The organism is Desulfomarina profundi (genome assembly GCF_019703855.1).
Lineage (GTDB): Bacteria > Desulfobacterota > Desulfobulbia > Desulfobulbales > Desulfocapsaceae > Desulfomarina > Desulfomarina profundi.
Map to the genome: position 1 here is coordinate 3,400,172 of NZ_AP024086.1, position 24,972 is coordinate 3,425,143.

The 24,972-nt window shown below is 46.0% G+C and carries 20 protein-coding genes and 2 pseudogenes; 3 read left to right on the forward strand and 19 right to left on the reverse strand.

What is annotated here, in order from left to right:
* Nucleotides 1-77: 77 nt before the first annotated feature.
* Nucleotides 78-1,127, reverse strand: coding sequence for a phospholipase A (locus tag LO777_RS15640; RefSeq protein ID WP_228854787.1), 1,050 nt, complete (start codon nt 1,125-1,127; stop codon nt 78-80).
* 141 nt (nt 1,128-1,268) lie between these two features.
* Between LO777_RS15640 and LO777_RS15645 the strand changes: the two genes are divergently transcribed.
* Both LO777_RS15645 and LO777_RS15650 read left to right on the forward strand, forming a co-directional pair.
* Complete coding sequence (locus tag LO777_RS15645; protein ID WP_228854788.1) at nt 1,269-1,463, forward strand: hypothetical protein; 195 nt, start codon at nt 1,269-1,271, stop codon at nt 1,461-1,463.
* A 230-nt stretch (nt 1,464-1,693) separates the two neighbouring features.
* The gene (locus LO777_RS15650) at nt 1,694-3,187 is read left to right on the forward strand and encodes an AMP-binding protein (RefSeq protein ID WP_228854789.1); all 1,494 of its coding nucleotides are present in this window, start codon (nt 1,694-1,696) and stop codon (nt 3,185-3,187) included.
* A 254-nt stretch (nt 3,188-3,441) separates the two neighbouring features.
* On the opposite strand, the gene LO777_RS15655 is transcribed toward LO777_RS15650, so the two are convergent.
* The 16 genes and pseudogenes from LO777_RS15655 to LO777_RS15725 all read right to left on the reverse strand — a co-directional run bounded on the left by LO777_RS15655 (nt 3,442) and on the right by LO777_RS15725 (nt 22,045).
* Entirely contained in the window at nt 3,442-4,314 is an 873-nt protein-coding gene (locus LO777_RS15655; protein WP_228854790.1) for a polysaccharide biosynthesis tyrosine autokinase, read from the reverse strand.
* Nucleotides 4,315-4,572: 258 nt separating this feature from the next.
* A complete protein-coding gene (locus tag LO777_RS15660) occupies nt 4,573-5,553 on the reverse strand; it encodes an ExeA family protein (RefSeq protein ID WP_228854791.1) in 981 nt (326 codons plus the stop codon).
* 396 nt (nt 5,554-5,949) lie between these two features.
* Complete coding sequence (locus tag LO777_RS15665) at nt 5,950-6,342, reverse strand: universal stress protein (protein ID WP_228854792.1); 393 nt, start codon at nt 6,340-6,342, stop codon at nt 5,950-5,952.
* A gap of 19 nt (nt 6,343-6,361) precedes the next feature.
* The gene (locus LO777_RS15670) at nt 6,362-7,168 is read right to left on the reverse strand and encodes an ABC transporter ATP-binding protein (protein WP_228854793.1); all 807 of its coding nucleotides are present in this window, start codon (nt 7,166-7,168) and stop codon (nt 6,362-6,364) included.
* A gap of 260 nt (nt 7,169-7,428) precedes the next feature.
* Nucleotides 7,429-8,553 carry an ABC transporter substrate-binding protein gene (locus LO777_RS15675; protein WP_228854794.1) on the reverse strand — a complete coding sequence of 375 codons (1,125 nt, stop codon included), beginning with the start codon at nt 8,551-8,553 and terminating at the stop codon, nt 7,429-7,431.
* Nucleotides 8,554-9,015: 462 nt separating this feature from the next.
* A complete protein-coding gene (locus LO777_RS15680; RefSeq protein WP_228854795.1) occupies nt 9,016-10,110 on the reverse strand; it encodes a branched-chain amino acid ABC transporter permease in 1,095 nt (364 codons plus the stop codon).
* A 3-nt stretch (nt 10,111-10,113) separates the two neighbouring features.
* Nucleotides 10,114-11,007, reverse strand: a complete 894-nt coding sequence (locus tag LO777_RS15685) for a branched-chain amino acid ABC transporter permease (protein ID WP_228854796.1) — start codon at nt 11,005-11,007, stop codon at nt 10,114-10,116.
* Entirely contained in the window at nt 11,007-12,392 is a 1,386-nt protein-coding gene (locus LO777_RS15690) for an AMP-binding protein (RefSeq protein WP_329955752.1), read from the reverse strand. Before LO777_RS15690 ends, LO777_RS15685 begins: the two co-directional genes overlap by 1 nt.
* Nucleotides 12,314-12,931 (reverse strand): AMP-binding protein, encoded by a 618-nt coding sequence (locus LO777_RS20195; RefSeq protein WP_268907455.1) that lies wholly within the window; start codon nt 12,929-12,931, stop codon nt 12,314-12,316. Before LO777_RS20195 ends, LO777_RS15690 begins: the two co-directional genes overlap by 79 nt.
* 5 nt (nt 12,932-12,936) lie before the next feature.
* Nucleotides 12,937-13,697: pseudogene (locus LO777_RS15695) on the reverse strand (ABC transporter ATP-binding protein).
* 480 nt (nt 13,698-14,177) lie between these two features.
* On the reverse strand, nt 14,178-15,863 hold the full coding sequence (locus LO777_RS15700; RefSeq protein WP_228854797.1) for an AMP-binding protein: 1,686 nt from the start codon (nt 15,861-15,863) through the stop codon (nt 14,178-14,180).
* Nucleotides 15,864-15,911: 48 nt separating this feature from the next.
* A complete protein-coding gene (locus LO777_RS15705; RefSeq protein ID WP_228854798.1) occupies nt 15,912-17,078 on the reverse strand; it encodes an isovaleryl-CoA dehydrogenase in 1,167 nt (388 codons plus the stop codon).
* A gap of 96 nt (nt 17,079-17,174) precedes the next feature.
* Nucleotides 17,175-19,123, reverse strand: a pseudogene (locus tag LO777_RS15710) (acetoacetate--CoA ligase).
* A gap of 152 nt (nt 19,124-19,275) precedes the next feature.
* On the reverse strand, nt 19,276-19,866 hold the full coding sequence (locus LO777_RS15715) for a Zn-ribbon domain-containing OB-fold protein (RefSeq protein WP_228854799.1): 591 nt from the start codon (nt 19,864-19,866) through the stop codon (nt 19,276-19,278).
* 65 nt (nt 19,867-19,931) lie between these two features.
* On the reverse strand, nt 19,932-21,368 hold the full coding sequence (locus LO777_RS15720; protein WP_228854800.1) for a thiolase domain-containing protein: 1,437 nt from the start codon (nt 21,366-21,368) through the stop codon (nt 19,932-19,934).
* Nucleotides 21,369-21,502: 134 nt separating this feature from the next.
* The gene (locus LO777_RS15725; protein WP_268907458.1) at nt 21,503-22,045 is read right to left on the reverse strand and encodes a helix-turn-helix transcriptional regulator; all 543 of its coding nucleotides are present in this window, start codon (nt 22,043-22,045) and stop codon (nt 21,503-21,505) included.
* A gap of 521 nt (nt 22,046-22,566) precedes the next feature.
* Between LO777_RS15725 and LO777_RS15730 the strand changes: the two genes are divergently transcribed.
* Nucleotides 22,567-22,788, forward strand: coding sequence for a hypothetical protein (locus tag LO777_RS15730; RefSeq protein WP_228854802.1), 222 nt, complete (start codon nt 22,567-22,569; stop codon nt 22,786-22,788).
* A gap of 178 nt (nt 22,789-22,966) precedes the next feature.
* Here LO777_RS15730 and LO777_RS15735 read toward each other — a convergent pair whose 3' ends face one another.
* Together LO777_RS15735 and LO777_RS15740 are read right to left on the reverse strand one after the other, a co-directional pair.
* Nucleotides 22,967-23,536 carry a cob(I)yrinic acid a,c-diamide adenosyltransferase gene (locus LO777_RS15735; protein WP_228854803.1) on the reverse strand — a complete coding sequence of 190 codons (570 nt, stop codon included), beginning with the start codon at nt 23,534-23,536 and terminating at the stop codon, nt 22,967-22,969.
* Nucleotides 23,537-23,624: 88 nt separating this feature from the next.
* Nucleotides 23,625-24,878, reverse strand: a complete 1,254-nt coding sequence (locus tag LO777_RS15740; RefSeq protein WP_228854804.1) for an MFS transporter — start codon at nt 24,876-24,878, stop codon at nt 23,625-23,627.
* Nucleotides 24,879-24,972: the final 94 nt, after the last annotated feature.

Sequence of the window (24,972 nt, forward strand, 5' to 3'; positions counted from 1 at the left end):
TTAACCGCCAACAAAAGTATACAAAAAATCAAAAGAACAAAAGGTAAAAATTTCAACCAGTTTCATTTCACCTTCATTTACAGCCAGTCGGTAAGGGAAAAACCGATTCCGATAGCATTGGTATAGCGATTATAATCGAGAAGGCTCTCACCGTAACCATTAAAATACTGCACATAGCCCCGCAGAAACGGCCAGTGCCACAAGGGAAAACTCCAGCTTAACTCAACGGCACCACTATGAAAACCGGATTCAAGATTATTTCTCGACATGACACTGAAAACATGCTCCTGCCATTTATAGGAAGCACTCAGCTCATAGTGCCCCATGTAGTCGGTAATACCGGGATTTTCATCTTTACCGTCAGAAGGAATACGATACCAGGGTTTGAAACTCATGGCCAGATTTCCTCTTTCGACGGTAAACCAGGCAAACAAACGGTTCCAGCTGCGGGAGAGAACACCATCCCGTCCATTGGACTGATGATTTATACCGAAGGAATTCCAGACATTGGTAAAGCCGAAAAATTCCCACCTGGGATGAAACTGGACCCAGATCTCCGGCTCATGATTGGTTTCGCGAAAAGGTGCCGATTCCGTATTGTTATACACCTGCCAGAATGATCTGTTCGTATATGCCGCATAGATATCAAAAGTATCATTCCCCAGGTTGACCAGAAGAGGAAATTTGATACTCAGCTGGAATTTCGCTTCCACATCATCACATTCCAGATCAGGATTATTATACTGTTCCTGAAAAGGAGTTGCATCATAGGAGCTGCTGTTATAAGAAGCAAACAGCACATAATTGGGTTTATGGGCCATCAGGGTAAACGGCTCAAGTACATGCTTTCTGTCCTGATAAATACGACGCTCCACCAGGGGCAGGTTCTTTTCCCGACCGACACGGGCAACTTTATCCTCCTCCAGATCTTTTTGACACTGGAGACGCAGCTCGCCTATGGTTATAGAATCCTCAGCTGTCTGCATGGCCCGTACCATGCACTCTTCAACATCCCCTGCATAACATTTTTGTCCAATTCCTCCAGAAGAAAAGCAGAAGAAAAAGAAAAAGAGGGAGACCACGCTTACCTGAGAGTATATCGGGACATCCCAGAGTTGTGCCTTCATGTTTCACCTCATGCTGTTTGAATAATACCTCGCTCCTGCAGTCGGCAAGTTCAGAATCTGCACTTTACTTCCGGAAATGCAAAACATCAACGGCGCGAACGTATTTACATACCTCAAGCCATTGATAACGAAACAGATTCGATGAAATTGCCAACCTCGCAAGGCAATAAAAAGAAAAAACTTCCCCATGCAAACGCCGGAAAAAATAATTCAATAAAAAGAAAAATAAACCCGCCACCACTAGAGATTGAGCAATTTTATTCCTGTCCGGAAGAAACAGCAAATCAACTGATAGTTTATTATAATTGTATTGATATCGGGGTAGTTTTAGTTTAGGTTTTATTGAGATGAATTGCAATGGATTTCACTAGTTAGTGTCTGTCCAGAAATGAGATTTTTTGTTCGAGTTCGGGTAAGCGAAGACTCCGAGGAGCATAGGAAAATAAAAAGCGCAGCATATTAGGCATATGTGAGCATTTTTCATTTTCCTGTGACGCAGACAGAGATCGGGCGAAAAGGCAATTTTTCAAAGTGGCTTTATATTTACTTTCAGGGAGACAAATACCATGAACAGCCTTCGCAACCTGACCTGTTATAATATTTATGAAAAAAATGCTTTATTCAGGGCTGACTCCACTGCGATACACTGGAATGACCAGGATACAAGCCATGCTGAACTGTTTGACCAGACCAAGCGACTGGCAAACGGTCTACAGAACCTGAACCTCCCTGCCGGCAGCAGAATTGGTATTCTCTGTAAAAACCATCCGGCCTTTTTCCACATCTTCGGCGCTGCTTCCGCCCTGAATCTGGTACTTGTACTCATCAATAGACGGTTGAGCAGTGAGGAAATTTCATATATCATTGAGGATACAACCCCGGCACTTCTCATCTGCGACGGGGAAATGGAAGAGCAGGGAAAAAAACTACAGGAATCGTTTTCCTTTGTTGAGAACCTGTTTGTTGTGAATCGGGAACCGTTTAACAATCTCTACCAGGAACCGGCTTGTGAGGTGGTCGATTGTAACCGTCACGATCCCTACATCATTATCCATACTGCCGCTGTAATGGGAAAACCCAGGGGAGCGGTTCTCAGTCAGGAAAATATAATTCTCGCCAACCAGCAGATAGTTGAGGCATTCAATCTCGACTACAACAGAACGTACCTCAACATCCTGCCACTTTTCCATATCATGGGTGTCAATCTGGGGCTTGCTACTCTTCAGGCTGGCGGCCGGAACATAATAATAGACAAATTTGATCCCCAACAGGTGGTAAAACTGGTGGATGAACAGAAGGTCAGCATTTTCGGATCATTCCCTCCAATTCTCTCCAATATTCTGGAAGTGCTGGAAAACGGGGAAACGACCCTGCCGAGCCTGGAAAGTGTGGTGGGTCTTGAAACACCGGAAACTGTGAAAAAATGGGAAGAAGCTACGAATTCTTCATTCTGGACGATGTACGGGCAGACAGAGACCTCGGGTCTGATCACCTTTGCAGAATATTTTACAAAGCCGGGTTCCGCCGGGAAAATTTCCACCCTTGCCAATATCAGAATCGCTGACGATTTCGACACCCTGCTTCCCTGTGGATCAACCGGGGAAATCCTTGTTCGCGGCCCCTTGGTTTTCCAGGGATACTGGAACAGTGAAGAACTGAACACCCACACTTTCCGTGAAGGCTGGCATCACACCGGAGACCTGGGAATGATAGACCAGGACGGCTATCTCTTTTTCAAAGGGAGAAAGGCGGAAAAAGAACTCATAAAACCCGGTGGGGAAAATGTCTTTCCCGCCGAAGTTGAAAAAGTGATCCTGGAACATGAAGCGGTACGGGAAGTATGTGTTTTCGGCGTACCCGATCCAAAATTCGGAGAAGGAATCAAGGCGCTATGTTCCCTGCATGAAGGACATACCCTGACAAAAGAAAAACTGGTCAGTTTCTGTGCAACCCGTATTGCCGGCTACAAGAAACCGCGGTACGTGGAATTCATATCGGAACTGCCGAAAACAGAAGACGGCTCAATTGATCGGGCAACCATTAAATCTCAATTCGCTTGACCATTTCCGCCTCAACCTCACAAGAAAAGAAGGTTAGTGTCTGTCCAGAAATGAGATTTTTTTCGAGTTCAGGCAAGCGAAGACTCCGAGGAGCATAGAAAAATAAAAAGCGCAGCATATTAGGCATATGTGAATATTTTTATTTTTCGTAGTGACGCAGAAATCGGGCAAAAAAGCCATTTATGGGCAGATACTATGACATACCCTGAAAAAGAGGGCTAAAACCTCCCTTCGTCTCCAGCCTACTTCGGAAATTACATGCTCACCTTTTTCTTCGAGTTGCTCTCTTCAACAGATGAATATTTTGAATACGAATTATACGATCCAAGTATTTTCTGTTTCAGATAGCTGCTTTTCATACCGTTAAAGACAATACCAATTATTTTTTCCTGACCGATCTGCTCAATCATAGTCTTTACTTTCGTCCTGTCCGACTTTCCATAACCAACAACCAGTACAACTGCATCTACTTCCTTCGCCAGAACATTTGATTCGGATGCCAACAGGTACGGAGGACTGTCAAAAATGACAAATCTGTCACTGTATCGTCCTGAAAGTTCATCTACCAGGTCGGACATTCTGGCTGAAGCCAGTAATTCTGCAGGATTAACAGGACAATCACCACTTGGAATAATTGAAAGCTTATCAACCGTGGTTTTGAAAATAAGCTCAGCCAGATCGACACCATCCCTGAGATAATCTGTCAACCCATTCCGACATACCGAAGAAAGACCAAACAGGGATGCCACAGATGGTCTTCGAAGATCACAATCCACAAGCAATGAATATTGGTCAAGCCCCCTTGCCATGGTTATGGCAAGATTCGCTGAGACAAAACTCTTTCCTTCCTCGGGGGCATTGGATGTCACCATAATGGTTTGTGGCCGTTTCTGGCCTTCCCCGGGATAAAGAATACGGGAACGTAAAATACGAAAAGATTCTGACGCCTCTTTGTTTTCGTTGGTTACTTTTAGTAACCGCTCATCCCAGGCGCCGGCAGAATAAAACGAATCTTTTTCAGCAGCTTTTTTTCCACTGGAAGCCTTTCCCGGACGGGAAGGGTCCTGTTTCTCTCCCCCTCCCAGATCTACTCCGGATTTTTCAAGAATATCTGACATGTTTCCCATAGATAACCTAACCTGTACCTGATCACGAAGTTTTTAACTGCCTGTTTTCATGAATTTAAAATTTTTTTTGGAAGTGGCCCTGACTTATCCTGAATTATACCATCAACGAACATTCACAGCTTCATGATAGTGTTACGATCCTTAAAATAATCAAAAGTTGCCCGTGCTGAAAAAAACCATCTGTTTTCCTATGGAACCCAGCACATATGGGGATGTGACATAATTGTCAGGCCGGGTTTTGTACGTAATCAGAAAAAATTATGACATCATATTGAAATAATAACTTTTCACAAAATTCCAGAATCCATCCAAAAGACCTGACTGATATGCAAACCAGACACCGGCACTTTCAACACACAGTAAAATGAGCAGTAACCAGAAAAGACCATTCTCCACAAATGATTTATTTCGTTGCCCGGCACTGTCCCCCATCTCACCCGGAAGTTGTTGCCGGGCAGTGCATTCACGAACAGTCTTTTTATCTATCTGAAGAGAATTCTTACCATAACCGTCCAAAAGAGCGCTGTCGCATATAATGTTGATAACTCGGGGATTTCCGTTTGAGACTCGATGAATTTCATCAATAGCCTGGTCCGTAAAAAGACCTGTCTGCTGCGCTTCAGCCAGATTAAGCCTGAAGAGGATATACTGTAACGTATCCTCCCTTGACAGAGCGTCCAGGTGAAAACGGAGAGAAATTCTCTGTCTTAACGGACGAAGCCTGTCATCCTCCAAACGTTCAATAAGTTCAGGTTGCCCCACAAGAAAGACACTCATACCACCGGGATAACCAGCAGAAATATTTGTAAGTAAACGAATTTCCTCCAGCATTGATACTTCAAGAACATGAGCCTCATCAATTATCAAAAGGATTTTCTTCCCTGATTTTTGATTTCTCTTCAAAAGATCTTCAAACGCCAGAAAAAATTTGGATTTGTTCCCCTCAAAACTCAAACCAATTTTATTGGCAAAAAAGTGGTAAAATTCTGCAATTTCCAGATTAGGATTTGAAATCAGACAAAGATCCTCTGTCATTCCCAGGGAAGTCGCAAGACAATTTATAAGTGTAGTCTTGCCGGTTCCAACACCACCGGTCAGAAGCAGAAAGCCCTTGTCAGACATTACGCCGTATTTTAAAACAGCCAGACCCTCTTTGTGACTTTCACCCAGAAATAAATTATTTACTTTTGGTGTCAGCTCAAAAGGCCTCTTTTTGAGACCATAAAATTTCAAATACATAATAGTTTGCTGATACCCTCAAAAAGCAATATAATTGTGCAGTTAATGAATGTAACCGTTGATTGTTTCTTTCATCAATTCTGAAGAAAAAATACTTCTCGTTGTGCAGGCCTTCCTGATAATTATCTTATCCTGTTCATCAATCAGGTTCAACACCTTTTCAAAAAACACAGATTTCAACCTTTAACCCGCATTTCATTGAACAGAAAATACCAAATTTTTGACAGGAATTTTTATTCTATCTACCGAAAAGAGTCTGTCGGAAAATGGGAAATTTCCGGCAGACTCTGGAGTATAACACCACTTCAATGTTATAAAATTTCCAATGCGACAGAAACACCTCCTGAACTGCGAATACCCTTCGGGCGGCGAATACCAAATGTCACATTCAGAAAACTATTTGGTGGTGGTAACAGGACAGGGTGCCTTGAGAATCACATAACGGGATGTGGAGCCGAGAATAATCTTTTCAACCCTGGATTTCTTTTTAATACCGAGAAAAATATGATCAATATCATTTTCCTCGGCAAAACGAACCAGGTCCTCCCCTGCGGAAAGCCCTCGTACACTTTGCTGGGCATCGCACTCAAGCCCGGCTTCTTCCATCAATTTCCGGGCCAGAGCAAGTTCCCTGTCCACCTTTTCAATATCGGATTCCTTTTCCGAAGTCCCCCCGCCCATGGATGTAACGATATAGACAACCGCGTTAAATTTCAGTGCAAAGTCCCTGGCAAGGGCCAGAGCCTTGTCCCCCACCGCACCACCATTGTATCCAACCAGTATTTTCATAAGCTGCTCCTGTAAGTACCTACATCCATCGTTTACGTCGTTTATATGATTTCACATTCTTGAATGATTTTCTCCCGCCCCCCTGGGTAATTCCCATATAGAACTCCTTCACATCCGGATTATCCTGCAGTTCCGCCGAGGGTCCTTCGAGGACTATTTTACCCGACTCCATTATATATGCATAGTCAGAAACTGCCAGTGCAACCTTGGCATTCTGCTCGACAACCAGGATAGTGGTGTCAAGCTCTCTGTTAATAACCTTTATATTATCAAATATTTCTTTTACCAGTAAAGGCGCAAGGCCAAGGGAAGGCTCGTCGAGCATCAGCATTTTCGGTGCTGCCATCATCGCCCGGGCAATGGCGATCATCTGCTGCTCTCCGCCTGAACTGTATCCCGCCATTCTGTTTGTCACTTTGGACAACCTGGGGAAATGTCTGTACATCAGCTCATTATCTTCCCGGATTTTTTTGGAACCGTCTTTTCTGGTGATTGAACCCACGAGAATATTTTCATTCACGGTCAAGTGCTTGAAGATACGGCGGCCCTCCGGTACCATGACGGAACCAAGTTTAACCACATCGGTTCCCATCAGCCTGGTTGTATCGGTCCCGTCAAATTTGATATACCCTTCCTTGATTGCACCGTTTTCAGGTTTCAAAAGCCCGCTGATGGCCCTCAGTGTCGTAGTCTTTCCCGCACCATTGGTTCCCAGAAGTGCGACAATGCTGCCCCGTGGCACGGTCAGGCTGACTCCACGCAACACCTGTATGATGTCATTGTAAACAACTTCAATATTATTGACTTCCAGCAGATTATTTTCCATAAATGATGATCTCGTAAAAAGTCGTTCAACGTTCTCAGATGGACTCTGGAAAAACTTCGATATACAAGGCGTGGCGGTGTCGTGTAAGCGCAGGCGTACATAGAGTACGTCGAGCATTACACGATCACCCCACAACGCAGTAGATCGGAGTTTTTACGAGTCCATCATAAATATGTTCTTTCAAGTTCGGCTTTACTATACCGACAGCCGGAAGGACCAACTGTCGGCTTTGAGATTGAAAAAGCCAGGTAATTAAACAATTACTTGATCTTCTTCATAAATTCAGACTGGATCGGAGTACCGACTTTCTTAAAAGATCCGCTCTGAACAGTATAAATCTGCAACATGTCAACTCCCGCACGATCAGTCTTTGAATAGGTTACAGGACCGATCGTGGTGTAGGGGAAATAAGCATTCTTGCCATTCATCTCATTCAGGGTTTTATAAAGATTCGCTCTCGTCACCTCGAGTCCTGCCGCCTTGGTACGCTTAATCGCCTCGGTCGCAACCTGAGCAACCATGATGCCGGCCGCATAGTTGTGAGAGTTGGCCGCCTTCTCGTCGCGACCGTATCGCTTGGCCAGGGCCAGCTGCTTTTCAGTGCCTTCATTTTTTTCGGAAGTCAGATTGAACGAACAACTCCAGACATAACCTTCACAGGCATCCCCCGCCAGGGCAATAAGATCGTTACCACCGGTATAATGAACACCAAGAAAGGTCAGTTTTCCTTTCTCACCGTATGTCTTGGCGGTCAAACCGAGACGGGCTGCATCCTTGAGCATTGTTGCGACAGGAGATTGAACCGTATGGCAGAGAACATACTGAACACCTTTGGACATGAGTCTTTTCAACATGGCAGAATTATCCAGATCCTTACCGTGTTCCACAACTTCAACAATTTCCATGTTGAGTCCAGCGGCGACAGCTTTCTTTGCATCATCAACCGGTCCTCTTCCGAAAGCGGAAGGATGAATAAACATGGCGACTTTTGCTTTCCCACCCTTGTGGTTTTTCACAACATATTCAGACAGGGCAACAAGCTGCTCAGAATAGGATGCCACAGGCAGGAAAATATAATTGGAACCGTCCAGGTTTCCAGCATGATAGGATGCGGGGAGAACAGGAATTTTTTCCTCTTCAAAATCCCTCTTTAGACCGAGAGTACTCCCTGTTGAATAGTTGAGGTACATGACAATACCCTCGTCAAGATACTCTTCAAAATTTCTCTTGGTAATATCAGTTTTATACTGATCATCCCTGATGGTGCAGTCGATGGTATCGTCACCCAGCATCTTTGTTTCATTGACAAACTTGAAATAATCTTCAGTTCCTTTGGAATAAGGGTTACCTGCATCTGATGTCGGTCCTGTTATAGCCAGGGACATCCCGAGTTTATAGACTTTCCCCCCGCATTTGCCACGGTGGTCAATGCAAAGAATGCTGCAAGGATCATGAGTGTATTGAAAAATAAGGTTTTCCTGTTTACCATGTTCTCCTCCTGTTTTGTTTTTTTACTTCTACCTACTACTTCTCCTCGCTTTCAGGCGAAACAAGTTCGCCTGATCTTCTGAACCGACAACATCCGTTCACTACAATTGACACAATGTTCATGAGAAATTCAGGGCTAACCCGCATTTTTCATCAGTTCAGGCGGCGTCAGCTACAAAATTTTCAAGAGTAAATAATAGTAGCCTATATTTACTGTTGAAATATTGCAGAAGATGGCGTCGCCTGGGCTGACCTTGGGTGACCATTGTGTCAATTTTGTTCGACTACTGATAGTTGGCTAATTATTTGTATTCTACAGCTCATCTCAAAATTGACACAATGTTCATGAGAAATGCGGGTTAATACCTGAATGGCCATAATTTGGTGTAGGATTTTACAATCCTCCACCAGTTGGAAATCCCCCTGGGCTCAAACATCAAAAACAACACAATCACCAGGCCGAAAGTAAACGGTTTGAGTGCAGTGGCCAGGTTCATACTCGACGGCAGGTACTGACCGGCAAATTCTGCAAGGGCCCCCACCTTGAGATCGAGATATTTAATGGCAACGGGTCCCCAGAAAGATCCGTTTAAAGTTCCAAGGCCTCCGACAATGGCCATGGCAAGATAGGAAATTGATTCATGCAGGGTAAACGACTCAAAGCCAACACCCCTGTACAGATACGCGTGCAGGGCACCGGCAACCCCTGCAAAAAAACCGGACAGGGCAAAGGCATATACCTTTGTAAGACCGGGATTCATACCCATGGCGTCAGCCGCCCTGTCATTGTCCCTTACTGCCACAAGGCTCCTCCCGTACCTCGTTTTCAGCAGGTTTCGAATCCCGAATCCCAACAGGACCACAACTGTCAGGATAACAAAATACCAGAACACGTAATGGTCTCTTCTCCCCACTTTACCGGTGAACCAGAAGACCCTGCCAACGAAAATCGTCTGTCCCTGGTTGAAAAATGACATGAAATTGATAACCCATTGGAAAATCATCTGAAACGAAAGAGTAGCAATAGCAAGATAGAGATGTTTCAACCGCAGAGCCGGCAGACCGACAATTGCGCCGAAAACCGCCCCCATGAAACCACTGACCAGGATAAGCAGTGGCCAGAAATGGGTAACCAGCACATGGGTATCCCCGATAACCCTGCAGAATGAAGCCACTGTATAGGCACCTATACCCACAAAAGCAGCATGGCCGATGGAGATAAGGCCGGCAAATCCGGTGACCAGGTTCAATCCCATAACGGCAACAATAGCGATCAGTATATTATCAATCACCAGCATGATTTTATTGCTGAGATGGAAAAAAAGAGGCCAGACAAAGAGCAGAACAAGAAAGAAAAGAAAGATCGACCTGTCGAGGCTGGTGAGAAAATTCCTCTGTTCCTCTTTATAAGAAGTAAAGAAATTACCTGTAGCTAACCATTTATTTGCTGACATAGATTACACCCGCTCAATTTCGTGAATTCCAAATAAACCATGAGGTTTAAAAAGAAGAATGATCAGTAGAATAACATAGGGCATGACATCCCCCGTACCGTTCAGTCCCCAGTTGCCATCCAGGTAACCGCTGGCAAACTGCTGAATAAGCCCCATGATAATCCCTGCCACCACAGCTCCGAGTATCGAATCCAGTCCACCGAGTATAACAACTGGAAAAACGATGATTCCAAAAGAATGAAGTGTATCAAAATTGAGTCCGGTAATATTACCGATAATACACCCGGCGGCGGCAGCGGAAAGACCGGCAGTCGCCCAGGCAAGTCCGAAAACCTTCGGCACGGAAATTCCTACCGACATTGAGGCAAACTGGTCATCAGATACGGCCCGCATGGAAATTCCAACAGTTGATTTCTTAAAAAACCAGGAAAAACCACCTATGAGAATAAAGGTCAGTATCACCCCCACCAGCTGGGTCCAGGAAATAGAGACACCACCGAAAACCAGGGGATCCTGGGGCAGAAAAGCCGGAAAAGAATAGTTTTCGGTACCAAACGGAGTCAGGTAAATCAGACCGTCCAGGATCGATCCAAGACCAATTGTCACCATAATAACAGAAATAATCGGTTCTCCGATCAACCGACGCAAGAAAACCCTTTCCACGCTCATGGCGAGAAAAAAGGTTATGGCCATACTTCCCAGAAATGAAAAGAAAATAGGAATACCGACTGTGACGGTGAGAAAATAGGTAATAAAAGCACCAATGGCAATCAGCTGGCCATGGGCAAAGTTGGCAACTCTGCTCGATTTATACACCAGAACCAGTCCAAGGGCAGCCAGGGCATATATCGATCCCACCACAATTCCACTGACAACAATTTGAAAGAAATAGCTCATCAGACTCCTTCCACCGTGTAGAATTTAATACTTGCCGTAACCGTTGTTGATTGCCCGTCCTGGTACTGGAAGGACGCCTCAACATCTTTTGTAGTTACGGATTCATCGTACAGCGCATCGTACAGATGCTGGTATTTTTCCTGGACAAATTTTCGACGGATCTTGCCGGTCTTTGTCAGCTCCCCGTCATCCACATCAAGCAGTTTATAGAGTAGAGCAAAGCGCTTGATCCGAAAATGTTCCTTTTCGGCCCTCGCGTTGACATCGAGAACCTCCTTCATGATCAGCTCAGCCACTTCCGTTTTTGCCGACAGATCCATATACGTTGTATAGGATATACCATGGTCTTCAGCCCACTTACCCATAACTACGGGGTCGATATTGATCAGGCAGCTGACAAAATCCTCGTTGTTCCCGAAAATAATGGCCTCTTTAATATAGGGACTGAATTTCAGTGAATTCTCCAGAAACATGGGTGAAAACATTTCACCCTTGTTACTGTGCATGACATCGGACAACCGGTCGATGACAATAAGGTGACCGTGCTCATCTATATAGCCGGCATCACCAGAATGGAGCCAGCCACCTTCAAGGGCCTCGGCCGTTTTCTCGGGCAATCCATAATAACCGGGAGAAACGGAAGGGGAACGTGAGAGGATTTCACCATCCTCGGCGATCTTGCACTCGGTTCCGGGAAGAGGTTTTCCGACAGTATCAGGCCTGACATCACCATCCCTGTGCATATAGGCAATACCGGTGATCTCCGTCTGTCCATAAATCTGTTTCAGGTTCACACCGATGGCCTGGTAAAAGGTGAACAGCTCAGGCCCGAGGGCTGCTCCACCGGTATAGGCACGCCTCAGCCGCAACAGTCCCATCTGGTTGATCAGGGGCCGGAACATCATCAGGGTACCCAACCAGGATTTTATTTTCAGGCCCACAGGCATATTTCCCCCTCGCATACGGTATTCCGCCGCCTCCAGTCCCACCTTGATAAAATAGTTATAAAGCAGCTTGTTCAGCCAATAGGACTGATCGATCTTCAGCCAGATTTCCGAACGGATCGTTTCGTAGATTCTCGGAGCACCGAACATGAAATGGGGACCGATCTCCTTCAGATCCGACATCGCTGTCTCAACAGATTCAGGGAAGTTGATGGTAATTCCCGTTGCCATGGCAACCCCGAAAGAGTTCATCTGCTCTCCAATCCAGGCAAAGGGGAGAAAGGAAACGTATTCATCCGTTGGCTCCAGGGGATCAACCTCGGTTATCCTGACACCCATATTGATATAGTTGCGGTGAGTCATCATGGTCCCCTTGGGAAGGCCGGTGGTACCAGATGTAAGGCAGAGATGACAGACATCATCAGGTTTGCCCCGATCCACCAGCGACTCGAAGAGATCCGGATTCTTATTATGTTCCTCTTCCCCCATTTTATACAGGTCACTGATATCAATGAACCAGTCATCCGACATATATTCCCGCATCCCCGGGGATCTTCAAAAATAACCTTCTTGACACCCGGTATCCTGTCCCGCACCTCCAGCACCTTGTCCACCTGCTCCTGGTTATCACAGAAAACGGCACTGACTTTCAGGTAATCAATGATCTGGGCAATTTCATCGGGCATACTGGTCTGGTAAATTCCTGCGGAAATAGCACCAAGGGAATGGCCACCAATAGCGATAAAAAGCAACTCCGGAATATTGTCACTGATGATGGCAATGGTATCATTTTTTCCAAGGCCAATGGCCCTGAGTCCAAGGGCGGTCCTGCGGACATAACTGTAATAATCCTCCCAGCTGTAAGTATTCCAGATACCGAAATCCTTTTCCCGCAGTGCCGGGCGTTTCGGTGTGCTTCTGACCCGCCAGCGCAGCAGCTGTGGGATAGAATATTCAACCAGTTCTTCACGTGTAGTCATCTTGTTTATTCCTCCCCGATATAGGCTTCAATTACCTTCGGATTCTGCGCAACCTCTTCCGGGGTACCGGAACCTATGACCTCCCCAAAATCAAGGACATAAATCCGGTCAGAAATATCCATGACCACACCAAGATCGTGCTCAACCAGAACCACGGTAATATTTCGCTCCTTCTGAATATCCATGACAAAGCGGACGATATCTTCTTTTTCCTCCTGATTCATCCCCGCCATGGGTTCGTCCAGGAGGAGGATATCAGGGGCAAGTGTCAATGCCCGCGCGACCTCAACTTTTTTCTGGACCCCGTAACTCAGATTCCCCACCAGGCTTTTCCGATAGGGTTCCAGTTCCATGAAGTCGATGACACTCTCCACATAGGCCCTGTTTTCCGCCTCAATCCTCGAGGCTTTACCGTAAAAGAAAACAGCATGCAAAAAGCTGTATTGCAGCTTCGAATGACGGGCAAGAAGAAGATTATCGAGAACAGAAAGCCCGGAAAACAGCTCCAGATTCTGAAACGCTCTGGCTATCCCCATATTTGAAACCTCGTGGGGGAAGCGTTTGTCAATTTCTTCTCTCCATAGAAAATATCACCCAAGGTCGGATGATAGAATCCGGAGATACAGTTCAACATACTGGTCTTACCGGCTCCATTGGGACCGATAATGGAGGTTATCAGTCCCTCTTCTATTTTCATATTAACATTTGACAGAGCCTTCAAACCGCCAAAAGAAAGAGTAACGTCCGAGATATTTAAATATGGCATATCGACATAAGAATTATATTAAATAAGCAACATTGAGTTAATAAATCATTAATATTGATGAAAAAATGGTACAGCTATCCCTTTAAATATTACCCCCTTACATATTCCCGTAATGCTATTTATAGCATATAGTATTCATCTCAGCGACCCCCAAAGAGAAAATATCTTCATACCTTCATCCCCGGCAAGTCGCTTTCCCCACTCTTATGGGATACCAGCAGGCTTCCTTTAGCCTGCATTTTTCATGGACACTGTGTAAATTTTGATACAAGATTCCCTATAAAACTCAGCCAGGCTGGAGATGTTGTCGCTTTATCAAGCTGACCTGCTGTCCAAAAATCACCGAAAACCCAAATTGACAGGGAGACCGAGTGTAAAAATGTCCATTCAAATTTTTTTTAAACAGGCACATCTCCAGACTCATAAGCGTTTAGCTGAGTTTCATGAACAGTGAAAAAAACCTGTCATCCGGAAATACCGTCATGCCGTAGCTATGTCAGCAGCATCCTGACGCCCCAAAAGACAGGTCCCTTGTTCGCGTAGCTTATATTTCTGAATTTTCCCAGAGGCAGTTGCCGGATATTCGTCCACAACAAAAAAGAATTCAGGAATCTTGTGAAAGGCTATTTTATCCGTACAGAACTGCCTGAACTCTTCACTTTCCGCTGTTTCACCTTCCCTGAGAATGATAAAAGCAGCAACCTCCTCCCCATACTTTTCACTGGGAATACCGACAACCTGAACATCAAGAATTTTCGGATGTGTATAGAGAAATTCTTCAATCTCCCTCGGATAAATATTTTCACCACCCCTGATTATCATATCTTTCATCCGACCGGTAATCTTGCAGTACCCGTTTTCATCCATGACGGCAAGATCACCCGTATGCAGCCAACCATCTCGGTCAATGGCCGCCGCAGTTGCTTCGTCCATTTTATAATATCCTTTCATGACATGATATCCGCGGGTACACAATTCTCCCTGGGTTCCACGTGCCACCTCTTCACCTGTGACAATATCCGCAATTTTTACTTCGATATTGGGCAGGGCTCTGCCCACGGTACTGACCCTCAGCTCCAGGCTGTCTTCCGGTCGAGTCTGGGTTATAACAGGAGAAGCTTCTGTCTGACCATAGGCAATTGTCATCTCGGAGGCGCCCATTTTATCCACAACCCTTTTCATCACTTCAATGGGGCAGGGTGAACCTGCCATAATCCCCGTACGCAAACTGGAAGTGTCATAATTTTTCTTTTCCATTTCCTCCAGTTCCGCAATAAACATAGTGGGAACACCGTGGAGGGCCGTACATTTATTGGCCTGAACCGTCTCCAGAACCTTGTCGGTCACAAACTGGGTCACAGGTGACATGGTCGCCGCAGAAACCACACAGGTAAGCGTTCCCAGCACACACCCGAAACAGTGGAAAAACGGTACAGGAATACACAGATTATCCTCACTTGACAGATTCATGCATTCACCGATACTCTTTGCATTTCCAATAATATTGGTATGGGTCAACATTACTCCTTTCGGAAAACCAGTAGTACCGGAGGTATACTGCATGTTGATCACGTCATCCGGTGACAGGGACTGCTGACGCTGTTGCAGGTCTTCATCCGAAACCGTCCTGCCCATTGCGATTACTTCATCCCAGCCATACATACCTTTCATACGGTCCTCCTCCGGACCGATGTACACGACATTTTTTAACAGGGGCAGTTTTTTACACTCGAGTTTTCCCGGTTCACACTCATCCAGCTCCGGACAGACCTCCCTGATGATTTTCAGATATTCATCAGATTCACGGACTCCACCAATAAAAACCAGGGTTGTAGAATCGGACTGTGACATCAGGTATTCCAACTCAAAGCTTCGATAACTGGTATTGACCGTCACCAGCACAGCACCCATTTTCCCTGTTCCAAACTGCGAATAGAGCCATTCGGGAACATTGTTCGCCCATATTGCAACCTTCTCACCCTTTTCCACGCCAAGAGCCATAAAACCTTTTGCCACATCATTGCACACGTCTCTGAACTGTTTCCAGGTGTGGCTGATACCGTATTCATAATAGTCAACCGCCTTTTTTTCAGCGAACTGATCAGCCACAAGGTCAACAAGCTGTCCCAAAGTTGTATTGCCCACTTCGTATACTGGCCTCTGCATATTTACTCCTCCGGTTTTATGTATGTTTTCGAAACATTCCACATGGTTCTATTCGGTATCTCGAAACAGCTCCCTGCCAATCAGCATTCTTCGAATTTCGCTGGTTCCGGCTCCTATTTCATACAGTTTGGCATCACGCAGCAGGCGTCCGGTGGGAAATTCGTTGATATATCCATTTCCTCCCAGGCACTGGATTGCCTCCAGTGCCATCCAGGTGGCTTTTTCAGCAGTAAACAGAATGACAGCCGCGGCATCCTTACGGATATTCGAGCTTTGATCAGCTGCTCTGGCGACCATATACACATAAGATTTACAGGCATTCCAGGTGGCATACATATCCGCCAGCTTACCCTGCATCAGTTCAAATTCTCCAATAGCGCGACCGAACTGTCTCCGGGTATGAATATAGGGCAGCACAACGTCCATGCAGGCATTCATAATGCCCAGGGGGCCGCCGGACAACACAAGACGTTCATAATTCAGCCCACTCATCAGAACCTGAACACCCTGGTTGAGCTGACCGAGAATATTCTCCTTCGGAACCCGGCAATTTTCAAAAACCAGCTCACAGGTGGGAGACCCACGCATACCGAGCTTATCCAGCTTGGGACTGGTGGAAAACCCTGGGAAGGTTTTTTCCACCAGAAATGCGGTAATCCCCTTGTGCTGTCTCTCCGGAGCCGTTTTGGCGTACACGACAAGTACATTGGCATGGGGACCATTGGTGATCCACATTTTTGAACCGTTCAGCAGATACCCGTCACCATCCTCCGTTGCACGCAGACGCATGGAAACAACATCGGACCCGGCTTCGGCTTCACTCATGGCCAGTGCGCCGATATGTTTGCCGCTGATCAGATCGGGAAGATATTTCTTCTTCTGTTCCTCTGTACCATTTATTTTGATCTGATTAATACAGAGATTGGAATGGGCGCCATAGGCCAGACCGACAGAGGCAGAGCCCCTGCTTATTTCTTCCATGGCAATGACATGTTCGAGGTACCCCATTCCGGCTCCTCCATATTCCTCGGATACTGTAATACCGAGAAGCCCGAGGGCACCCATTTTCTGCCAGAGTTCGGGAGGAAACACGTCATTTCGGTCAATTTCCTCCGCTAAAGGAGCAATCTCCTCGCTGACAAAATCATGTACGGTTTCCCGCAAAAGATTTGCAGTCTCTCCCAGACCAAAATTCAAGAGGGGATACGATCTCATGGAACCTCCCAGTTATGATTTCAATTTCTTCACAAATCCTGCATTTCAAAAACTGCAACAACAGGATTCAGGGTAAATAATAGTCTCCCGGAAACGCTACGATTTCAGTTCCTCAATATCTGTAAAAAAATCAAGTGCCTCCGGATTTTTCAAGGCATCCTTATTCTTCACTTCACGGCCATGAATCATTTTTTTGACCGCCAGTTCAACTTTTTTCATATTCAGGGTATAAGGGATATCCGGTGCCTCAATAATCTTTGCGGGAACATGTCTCGGAGAAGCGTTGGTGCGGATATTCTTTCTGATCTCATTTTTCAGTTCATCATTTAATGCATACTCTGGGCGCATTTTCACGAAAAGAATGACACGGATATCATTCTGCCATTCCTGACCAACGACTACGCTGTCCTCAATGCCTTCCATTCTTTCCAGGATTCGGTAGATTTCAGCCGTACCGATCCTGACTCCTCCCGGATTCAACGTGGCATCAGAGCGACCATACATAATGACACCACCCCGCTCGGTAACTTCAATAAAATCCCCATGAGTCCAGATTCCGGGATATTCATCGAAATAGGCTGAATGGTACTTGCTGCCGTCTTCATCATCCCAGAAATAGATGGGCATTGACGGAAAAGGTGCAGTACAGACCAGTTCACCCTGTCTGCCGATGACCGGATTTCCCGATTCATCATAGGCAAAGACCTTCATGGCAAGTCCCCTGCACTGCAGCTCACCACTGTACACCGGCCCCATGGGGTTACCCAGGGCAAAGCAACCGTTGAGATCTGAACCTCCAGAAATGGAAGCCAGCTGCAGGTCCGATTTTACTTCGGCATAAATAAATTCAAAATCTTCTTCGGAAAGAGGTGACCCGGTTGACAGCAGGGCTTTCATAGCTGCAAGGTCAAAATCCTTACCCGGTCTGACCCCGGTGTTTTTCAGGGCTGCTATATAGCCGGCACTGGTACCGAAAACCGTGATCTTCTCGTCCCTGGCCATCTGCCACAGTGTTTCCGGACCGGGATGGAAAGGATTGCCGTCGTAAAGCACCAGGGTCGCTCCCACTGCCAGAGAGCTTGTGAGCCAGTTCCACATCATCCAGCCACAGGTGGTAAAATAGAAAATGGTATCCTCTCTCTTCAGATCCGTGTGCAGTATCAGTTCCTTGAGATGATGGACGAGAACACCACCTGCACTCTGCACCATGCATTTCGGCAAACCGGTAGTACCAGAGGAATACATGATGTACAGGGGATGATCAAAGGGCAGCTGAACAAATTCTATCTCTTGCGCTTTTTTTTCAATGAAATCTTCAAATAGAATGGCTGCGGGAAGTGTTGTCAGATCAGGCTGTTCACTGACGTATGGCACAACAACCAGTTTTTCAATAGACGGAATTTTCTGCAGTATTTCTCCTGCCCGCACAAGACTGTCGATAGGTTTTCCTTTGAAAAAATAACCGTCAGCCGTGAAAAGCACTTTCGGTTGCGTCTGCCCGAACCTGTCGAGAATCCCTTTGATTCCAAAATCCGGAGAACAGGAGGACCAGATTGCCCCGATACTTGTCGCCGCAAGCATACCGATAATCGACTCCGGCATATTGGGTACAAACCCCACAACCCTGTCACCTTTCGTAACACCCGCATTTTTCAATGCAGCGGCGACCCCGGCCACCTGGTGGTAGAGTTCACTATAGGTCAATGTTCTCCTGACCCTGTCCTCCCCCTGAAAACAAGTGCTGTTTTATCGTCCCGGTATCGAAGAAGATTTTCCGCGAAATTCAGCCGGGCTCCAGAAAACCACTTTGCCCCCGGCATTTTGCCCGGATCATCTATAACTTCGGTATATGGTGTGGAAAAACGGATCTCTGCAAAATCCCAGAACTCCGCCCAGAACTGTTCCAGATTGTCCACAGACCACTGGTAGAGAGCGTCATAGTCGGCAAAATCCGTCCCGAACTTCCCGTTAACAGTCTGCATGAACCGATACATATTGGAACTCTTTACCCGTTGTTCCGATGGTTCCCATAATAATTTCGACATGACAAACTCCTTGATCACGTTACGCATTCTCCTGAATCCGCTCCAGAAATCCTCCTATCCACTGCTCACCGGGGGAACTTTTTCTTCACCTGAATCCTGCAATTGCAGGATTCAGGTTTCACGGATTCAGGTTCTGTTTCACACAGGTCTTTTCAGAAAGAAAATCCTTCCGGCAGTTCTTCCGCTTTCGTTCCTTCCGCTACCCAGGCAAGATCAAGAATGGTATAGGTCGGACCCGTTGTTTTGAAAATAGGCACGACTTTCATCCCTATCGCAGGTTCACCAACACTGAGATAACTCATGAGAATTGTGGTCACTCCGTCAAACTCAATATTTATAAACCGGATCGGTTTATCCAGAAGATTAAAAGCCCCCGACCTGGCACATTCCATAAAGGTGTGAACTCTGGCCGTTTTTTTGGCAATATCGGTCAGATCAACAACACTCATCCTGGCCAGACAATCGGGACAGTGAATGCGAAATGGAATATAGATGGACCCTTTTCCTTCGCAGTCATTATTGTCACACCGGGTTGCCAGCAGTTTTCCCTTGCTGAGAGACTCAAAAAAAACAGCCTCCCCTCCGTAGGAATGGATATAGGTCATATCCCGCGGATTGGTTACCCCAAGCAGCTTCCAGTTATCATCAGCATCGCGAATAGGCATATTAGGCGTCAGATGATGGAAGTTCCCTTTGAGTTTATACTGATTATTTTTTACAAATACCTGCCCGAACATACTCATGGTGATTCTCCATTATTTTGAAATCGGCAGCAGCTCCACCAATTCAACTTTTTTATTTTGGCCCTTTACACGTCTTGTTTTAACAGATGATCCGGATCCATGAGGATAGTTGAAGTAACATGGGATCCGACACCTGCATGACTGATAGCCATACCTCTTTTGGCTCCCTTGACCTGCAGATTTGTCCAATCTTCCGGCTTTTCCCTGTCAAACGCTTTCCAGACCTGTTCATCGCCATGGAGTTCTTCCCACCTGTTCCAGAGATGGGAGGCAATCTCAAATGTCTGCATGATACCGGTTGCGCCCACGGCATGCATGCAACCGATCAGTCCACCGGAAAGATTCGATGGCAGTTTTCCGGGTTCTCCCGTATTTGGATTGATGTGATAGCAGTCACCCGATTCCACGTAATCTCTTCCTTCACCGTAGGGACGAATACCGATATCCTCATAGGTCTGCACATCACTGATGGTAAACGCATCATGGAGTTCAACCACATCGAGGTCCTCTGTGGGATCAGTGATACCAGCCATACCGTAACCATAGTATGCAGCAATACGGGCAGCGAGAAATCCGGTAAAACCGGGATACCTGTCTCCACCCGGAAAACGTTCACCCAGATCTTTGTACTGATCGGGTGTTTCATTGGGCAGAAGTGGAATATCCATGTCACGCCTATCCGCTGGCCGCAGGGTATGGGAACCGGCAGCACACCAGATCCTGAGCGGTTTATTCTTCGAATTTGCCGTCAACTTCATTGCTGTGTCTTCATCACAGAGAATGGTACAAGCGGCTCCCACACTCATGAGACAGCAGTCAAGGGCCCGGAGTGGATAAGCTACAACCGGTGAATTGAGAACATCATCCACGGTAATATCCATAGGTGACTGAGCATAGGGGTTGAATCTGGCATAACCATGATGCTTCACAGCAATTTCGGCCAGGGTTTTTCTGAAAGATTCCTCAGACTTACCGAATATCTGCCAGTAACGCTGGGCCATAACTGCATAATATCCCGTGTAAATATGACCAAGAGGAGATTCCCAGTCCTTGTCTGCTGCACAGGATATGAGAAAATTACCCTCATCGGTAGGAACCTCATCCATCCGTTCCCAACCCATGACAAGAACACAGTCTGAATAGCCGGAGGCTACCGCTTTCAAACCTTCCCAGATTGTTGAACCGCCGGTTGCTCCACCGGTTTTGACGCCGACATTGCCCAGAGGATCAAGACCGAGTCGATCATGGATGACTGACTCGCCAAGCAACTGATCTCCAAAATGATCGGCAAAATGGCCGTAATAACAACTGTGGATATAGGTTTTCAACTCTGCCGCCGACATATCAAGCAGGTTGGATGCCATGACAAAAGCATCGACACACAGCTCTTCCGTTCTTTTGTCCGGAAAGGCACGGTCGAATTTAGACTGACCTGCAGTCACCAGGTATACGGGTCTCTGCAGTTTCGGGATTTTTAACTGTTGTTCGCTGAATGTAATCATACTTTCATCCCCTTTAAAATGATTATGAAAGTCTGCAGTGCCTCAGATATTTTCCGGCCCGATTCAAACTTTCATTGTGTATTGTACCCCAAGGGCATAAATGGCTGAACCTGCAGGCCCAACCATGCTTTGTGTTAAAGCGTCCCCACCCACAGCACAAAACTTCGCCTACCGCTGTTATTGGTTATTTTCTGATTTTCCGGCTTTGACCAGAAATGCACGGCATCTCCCTCAACCATATGAAGAATCTCACCGCATAAAATAAAATCAATTGAACCTTTCAGCACACAGAGTACTTCCTGGCTGTTCTTTATATTTTTCCTGGCCGGAATCGATTTTCCCGGCTCAATAACAAGCACCGATGAATCGATCACCGACCTGTATTCCGGTGGAAAAAACCTGCGGGTGACAAAACCGGTATGGGACAGGTCTATATCATCCCATTCCGATCTTTTAATCAGCACAACATTCTGTTGTTCACTCACCTGGGAAATAATATCTCCCGCATTGACACCGATTGCCTGGCAGATACGGATAAGAGTATCCACCGACGGCGAGCTGACATCATTCTCCACCTGACTCAGAAAACCTTCTGAAATCAATGCCTTTTCAGCAACTTTTTTCAAAGTCAGTTTTCGGTCTTTTCTACATTTCCTTATTAACGTACCGATATTCATACAGCGCTGTTGCCCGTATTATCTGGAAGTGATGACAAACACATCACTCGATTAATATTCCGTATAAGTTAAATCTTAACCTATATCAAATATTAATAAAGAGTCAACAGTAATCTGCGCTGAAGTGTGAATTCCTCCATGTCACCAAATAGGAATAACTGTCAGGCCCGGTATAAAGAAAGCCGGGTATGAAGTGAAAATTATCATTTCAGGAGATAAAACCAGACCTCATCGACACTGAAAAAACATGACAAACGGACGTGACAACAAAATCACACTGACGTTGACAACAACAGGAGCTTGCTTAACTTCTTTTTATAGAACCCTCCATCTCGGCGCAAATCGCCACGATTTTTCCGTTCTATGGGCATCATTTGCAGTGATTCTCTAATTATCATCATGAACACAGCGGAGGGTCCGGCTCTGGGTTGAAAAACTCAGCCCAATCCAGGAAAGTACCTGTCCAGAAATGAGATTTTTTGTTCGAGGTCAAGAAATACGAAACAATAAGGAGACCAGCTATGGCTCATACCTGTAAAAGTTGTGGTGCAAAAGCGGATGACCCCGGTCATCTCTGCAATCCGACTGTTCAAATACTTACCTGTTCATATTGTGGAGCAACTGATGTTGGGGCAACCCATGTGTGTCAGCAGAAACTTGCTGCCATGAAATATTCCTGCCAATCCTGCGGCAGGGTTGCTGCGGAAAGCTCAGATCTATGTAAACCCGATGAAATCACATGATTAAAAAATAAACTACCGCAATATCCGGAAAAGGTCGGTCCTGTAAAGGGATCGACCTTTTTCTTTTCCGACTAGGATTCTGCATTTGACAATCTTGCCAGGCATCTTTCATCTGGACCCGCAATCGTTCAATGGGAATGATTTTTTCAAGATCACGAAACTGTAACGAATTCTGGTTTCAGAAATCAATACCCGGCTGGGGTTCGATATCATTTCTGTAAGCGTGTTTAATTTCCCGTATTTCACTCACCGTATCGGCCAGGCAAATAATATCAGGATGCGCATCTCTGCCAGTGAGTATCAAATGCATACGGGGTGGACGAATGGCTATGATTTCCTTCACCTGTTCCAGATCGACCAGCTTCAGCTGCAGGCTGTTGTTAATTTCATCTAAAATCAGGATATCACAATCACCGGACCTGATAATTTCCCCGGCGAGTTCAATGGCCTCCTGGGCATTCCTTCGATGCTCAGGATGGGGGTAGGGATTTCCTTCAATACCACAGAACCCTTTGCCCGTGTGATACAGTTTTACCAGAGGTGCCAGCAGCCTGACACCGTCCCACTCTCCCGAGTAGAGATCACCTTTCATAAATTGAACAACAGTGGTTTTCATTTCATGCCCGCATCCACGCAGGGCCATACCTAGGGCCGAAGTTGTCTTTCCCTTACCGTTACCTGTGATTACAACGATAAGACCCTGTTTTTTTACGGGTTCAAATTTTGTGACTGTAATTTGCTCATCCATGGGGGTCTCCTTTCCCAACTCAGGATATTTTCAAGCCAGCATGGCTGGCCCGTAAGACTTGGCAAAATAACCTTCAGCAACTGGATTTTCAGATAAAAGGGTGCTGCTTATTATTTTTACAACAATTCTGGTCTCCCCAGGAATACAGCCCAAAAAAAAGGCAAAGCAGACCGATGCAGGTAAAACCGGCAGCACTCCATGTCACAGCAAAAATACCCCCTGTTTTCCACATAAAAGCACCAATAAAAACCCCAATCATCCGCCCGACTCCGGCCGTGGCGTAGAACCCGGCCATCATAGTGGCCCTGGCATGGGGTAACACCTCGGTACAGAGGGAAAAACCACAGATCATGGTAAATTCAAAGCACAGGAAAACCATAAACATACCGGCCAGTGCAAAGGGCAGTTTTCCCCCCACTATCGGCAGTAAAAAATAGAACAGAATTGCAAGAACCAGAGCAATAACAGTCGCCCGTTTCAGACCGATCCGGTCGGCAAACAGGGCCGCGAGGGATTCGCCGCACAGTTCAGCTGCCCCAATCGCGGCTGTACTGAATCCGAGAGCAACTAAAGAAATATGAAAAGCATGTTCAAACCAGGCCCCATAGGTTACAAAAAGAGCATCATTGGCAATGGAAATCCAGAAACCAAAACCAATCATTCCAAGGGCCGGTCGAATCCGAACAAGCTGTCTAAGTGAAGAAATCAGGGTTACTTGTCCAGCATATCTCCCATTGTTTTCATCCGGCGGAATAAATCGCATCATACCAATCCACGCCAATGCCCCAAAACCGGCAAAACAGTAAAAGGAAACACTGATTCCCCACCGGTCCAAAACAAATCCAACCAGTGGAATACCTGCCAACGCTGCCCCCGACCAGGACATTTCCACGATACCTATTGCCCTCCCTCTCTTGCCAAATGGGATATTACGACCGATAAGAGCCTGAATTGCCGGGTCAAAAATTGTCTTGCCAAAACTGGCTGTCAAAAAACCGATAAAGACAATCCAATAGACCGGAAAAATACCGGAAACCAACATGCCGACAACCAGAAAGATAAGACCATACCCCATTGTTGTTCTGTATCCCAGTCGATCAGCAACAGGGCCGGAAAAGATACCAAGAATCGAATTAAACTGGCTGGCAGCAATAAGCGATGTGATGGCAGAAAGAGGGACATCAAGCCCCCGGCCGAGGGCCGGTGCAAACGGATAAATAAATCTGCGGGCAGTATTGAGCAGGAGTTTTACCAGGGCCATCACCAGTATCTGGTGACCGACAGAGATTTCTCTATTTTTCAGGTTTTCCGACAATTCATCTTTTTCCAATGGTTCTCTCAATATAAATCCTTTTAACCACAAAAAAATAACTTGATCACTTACAAGGTTAAAATACATGAAAACACAGAGTTACAAATCCTGTGACCAGTTACGA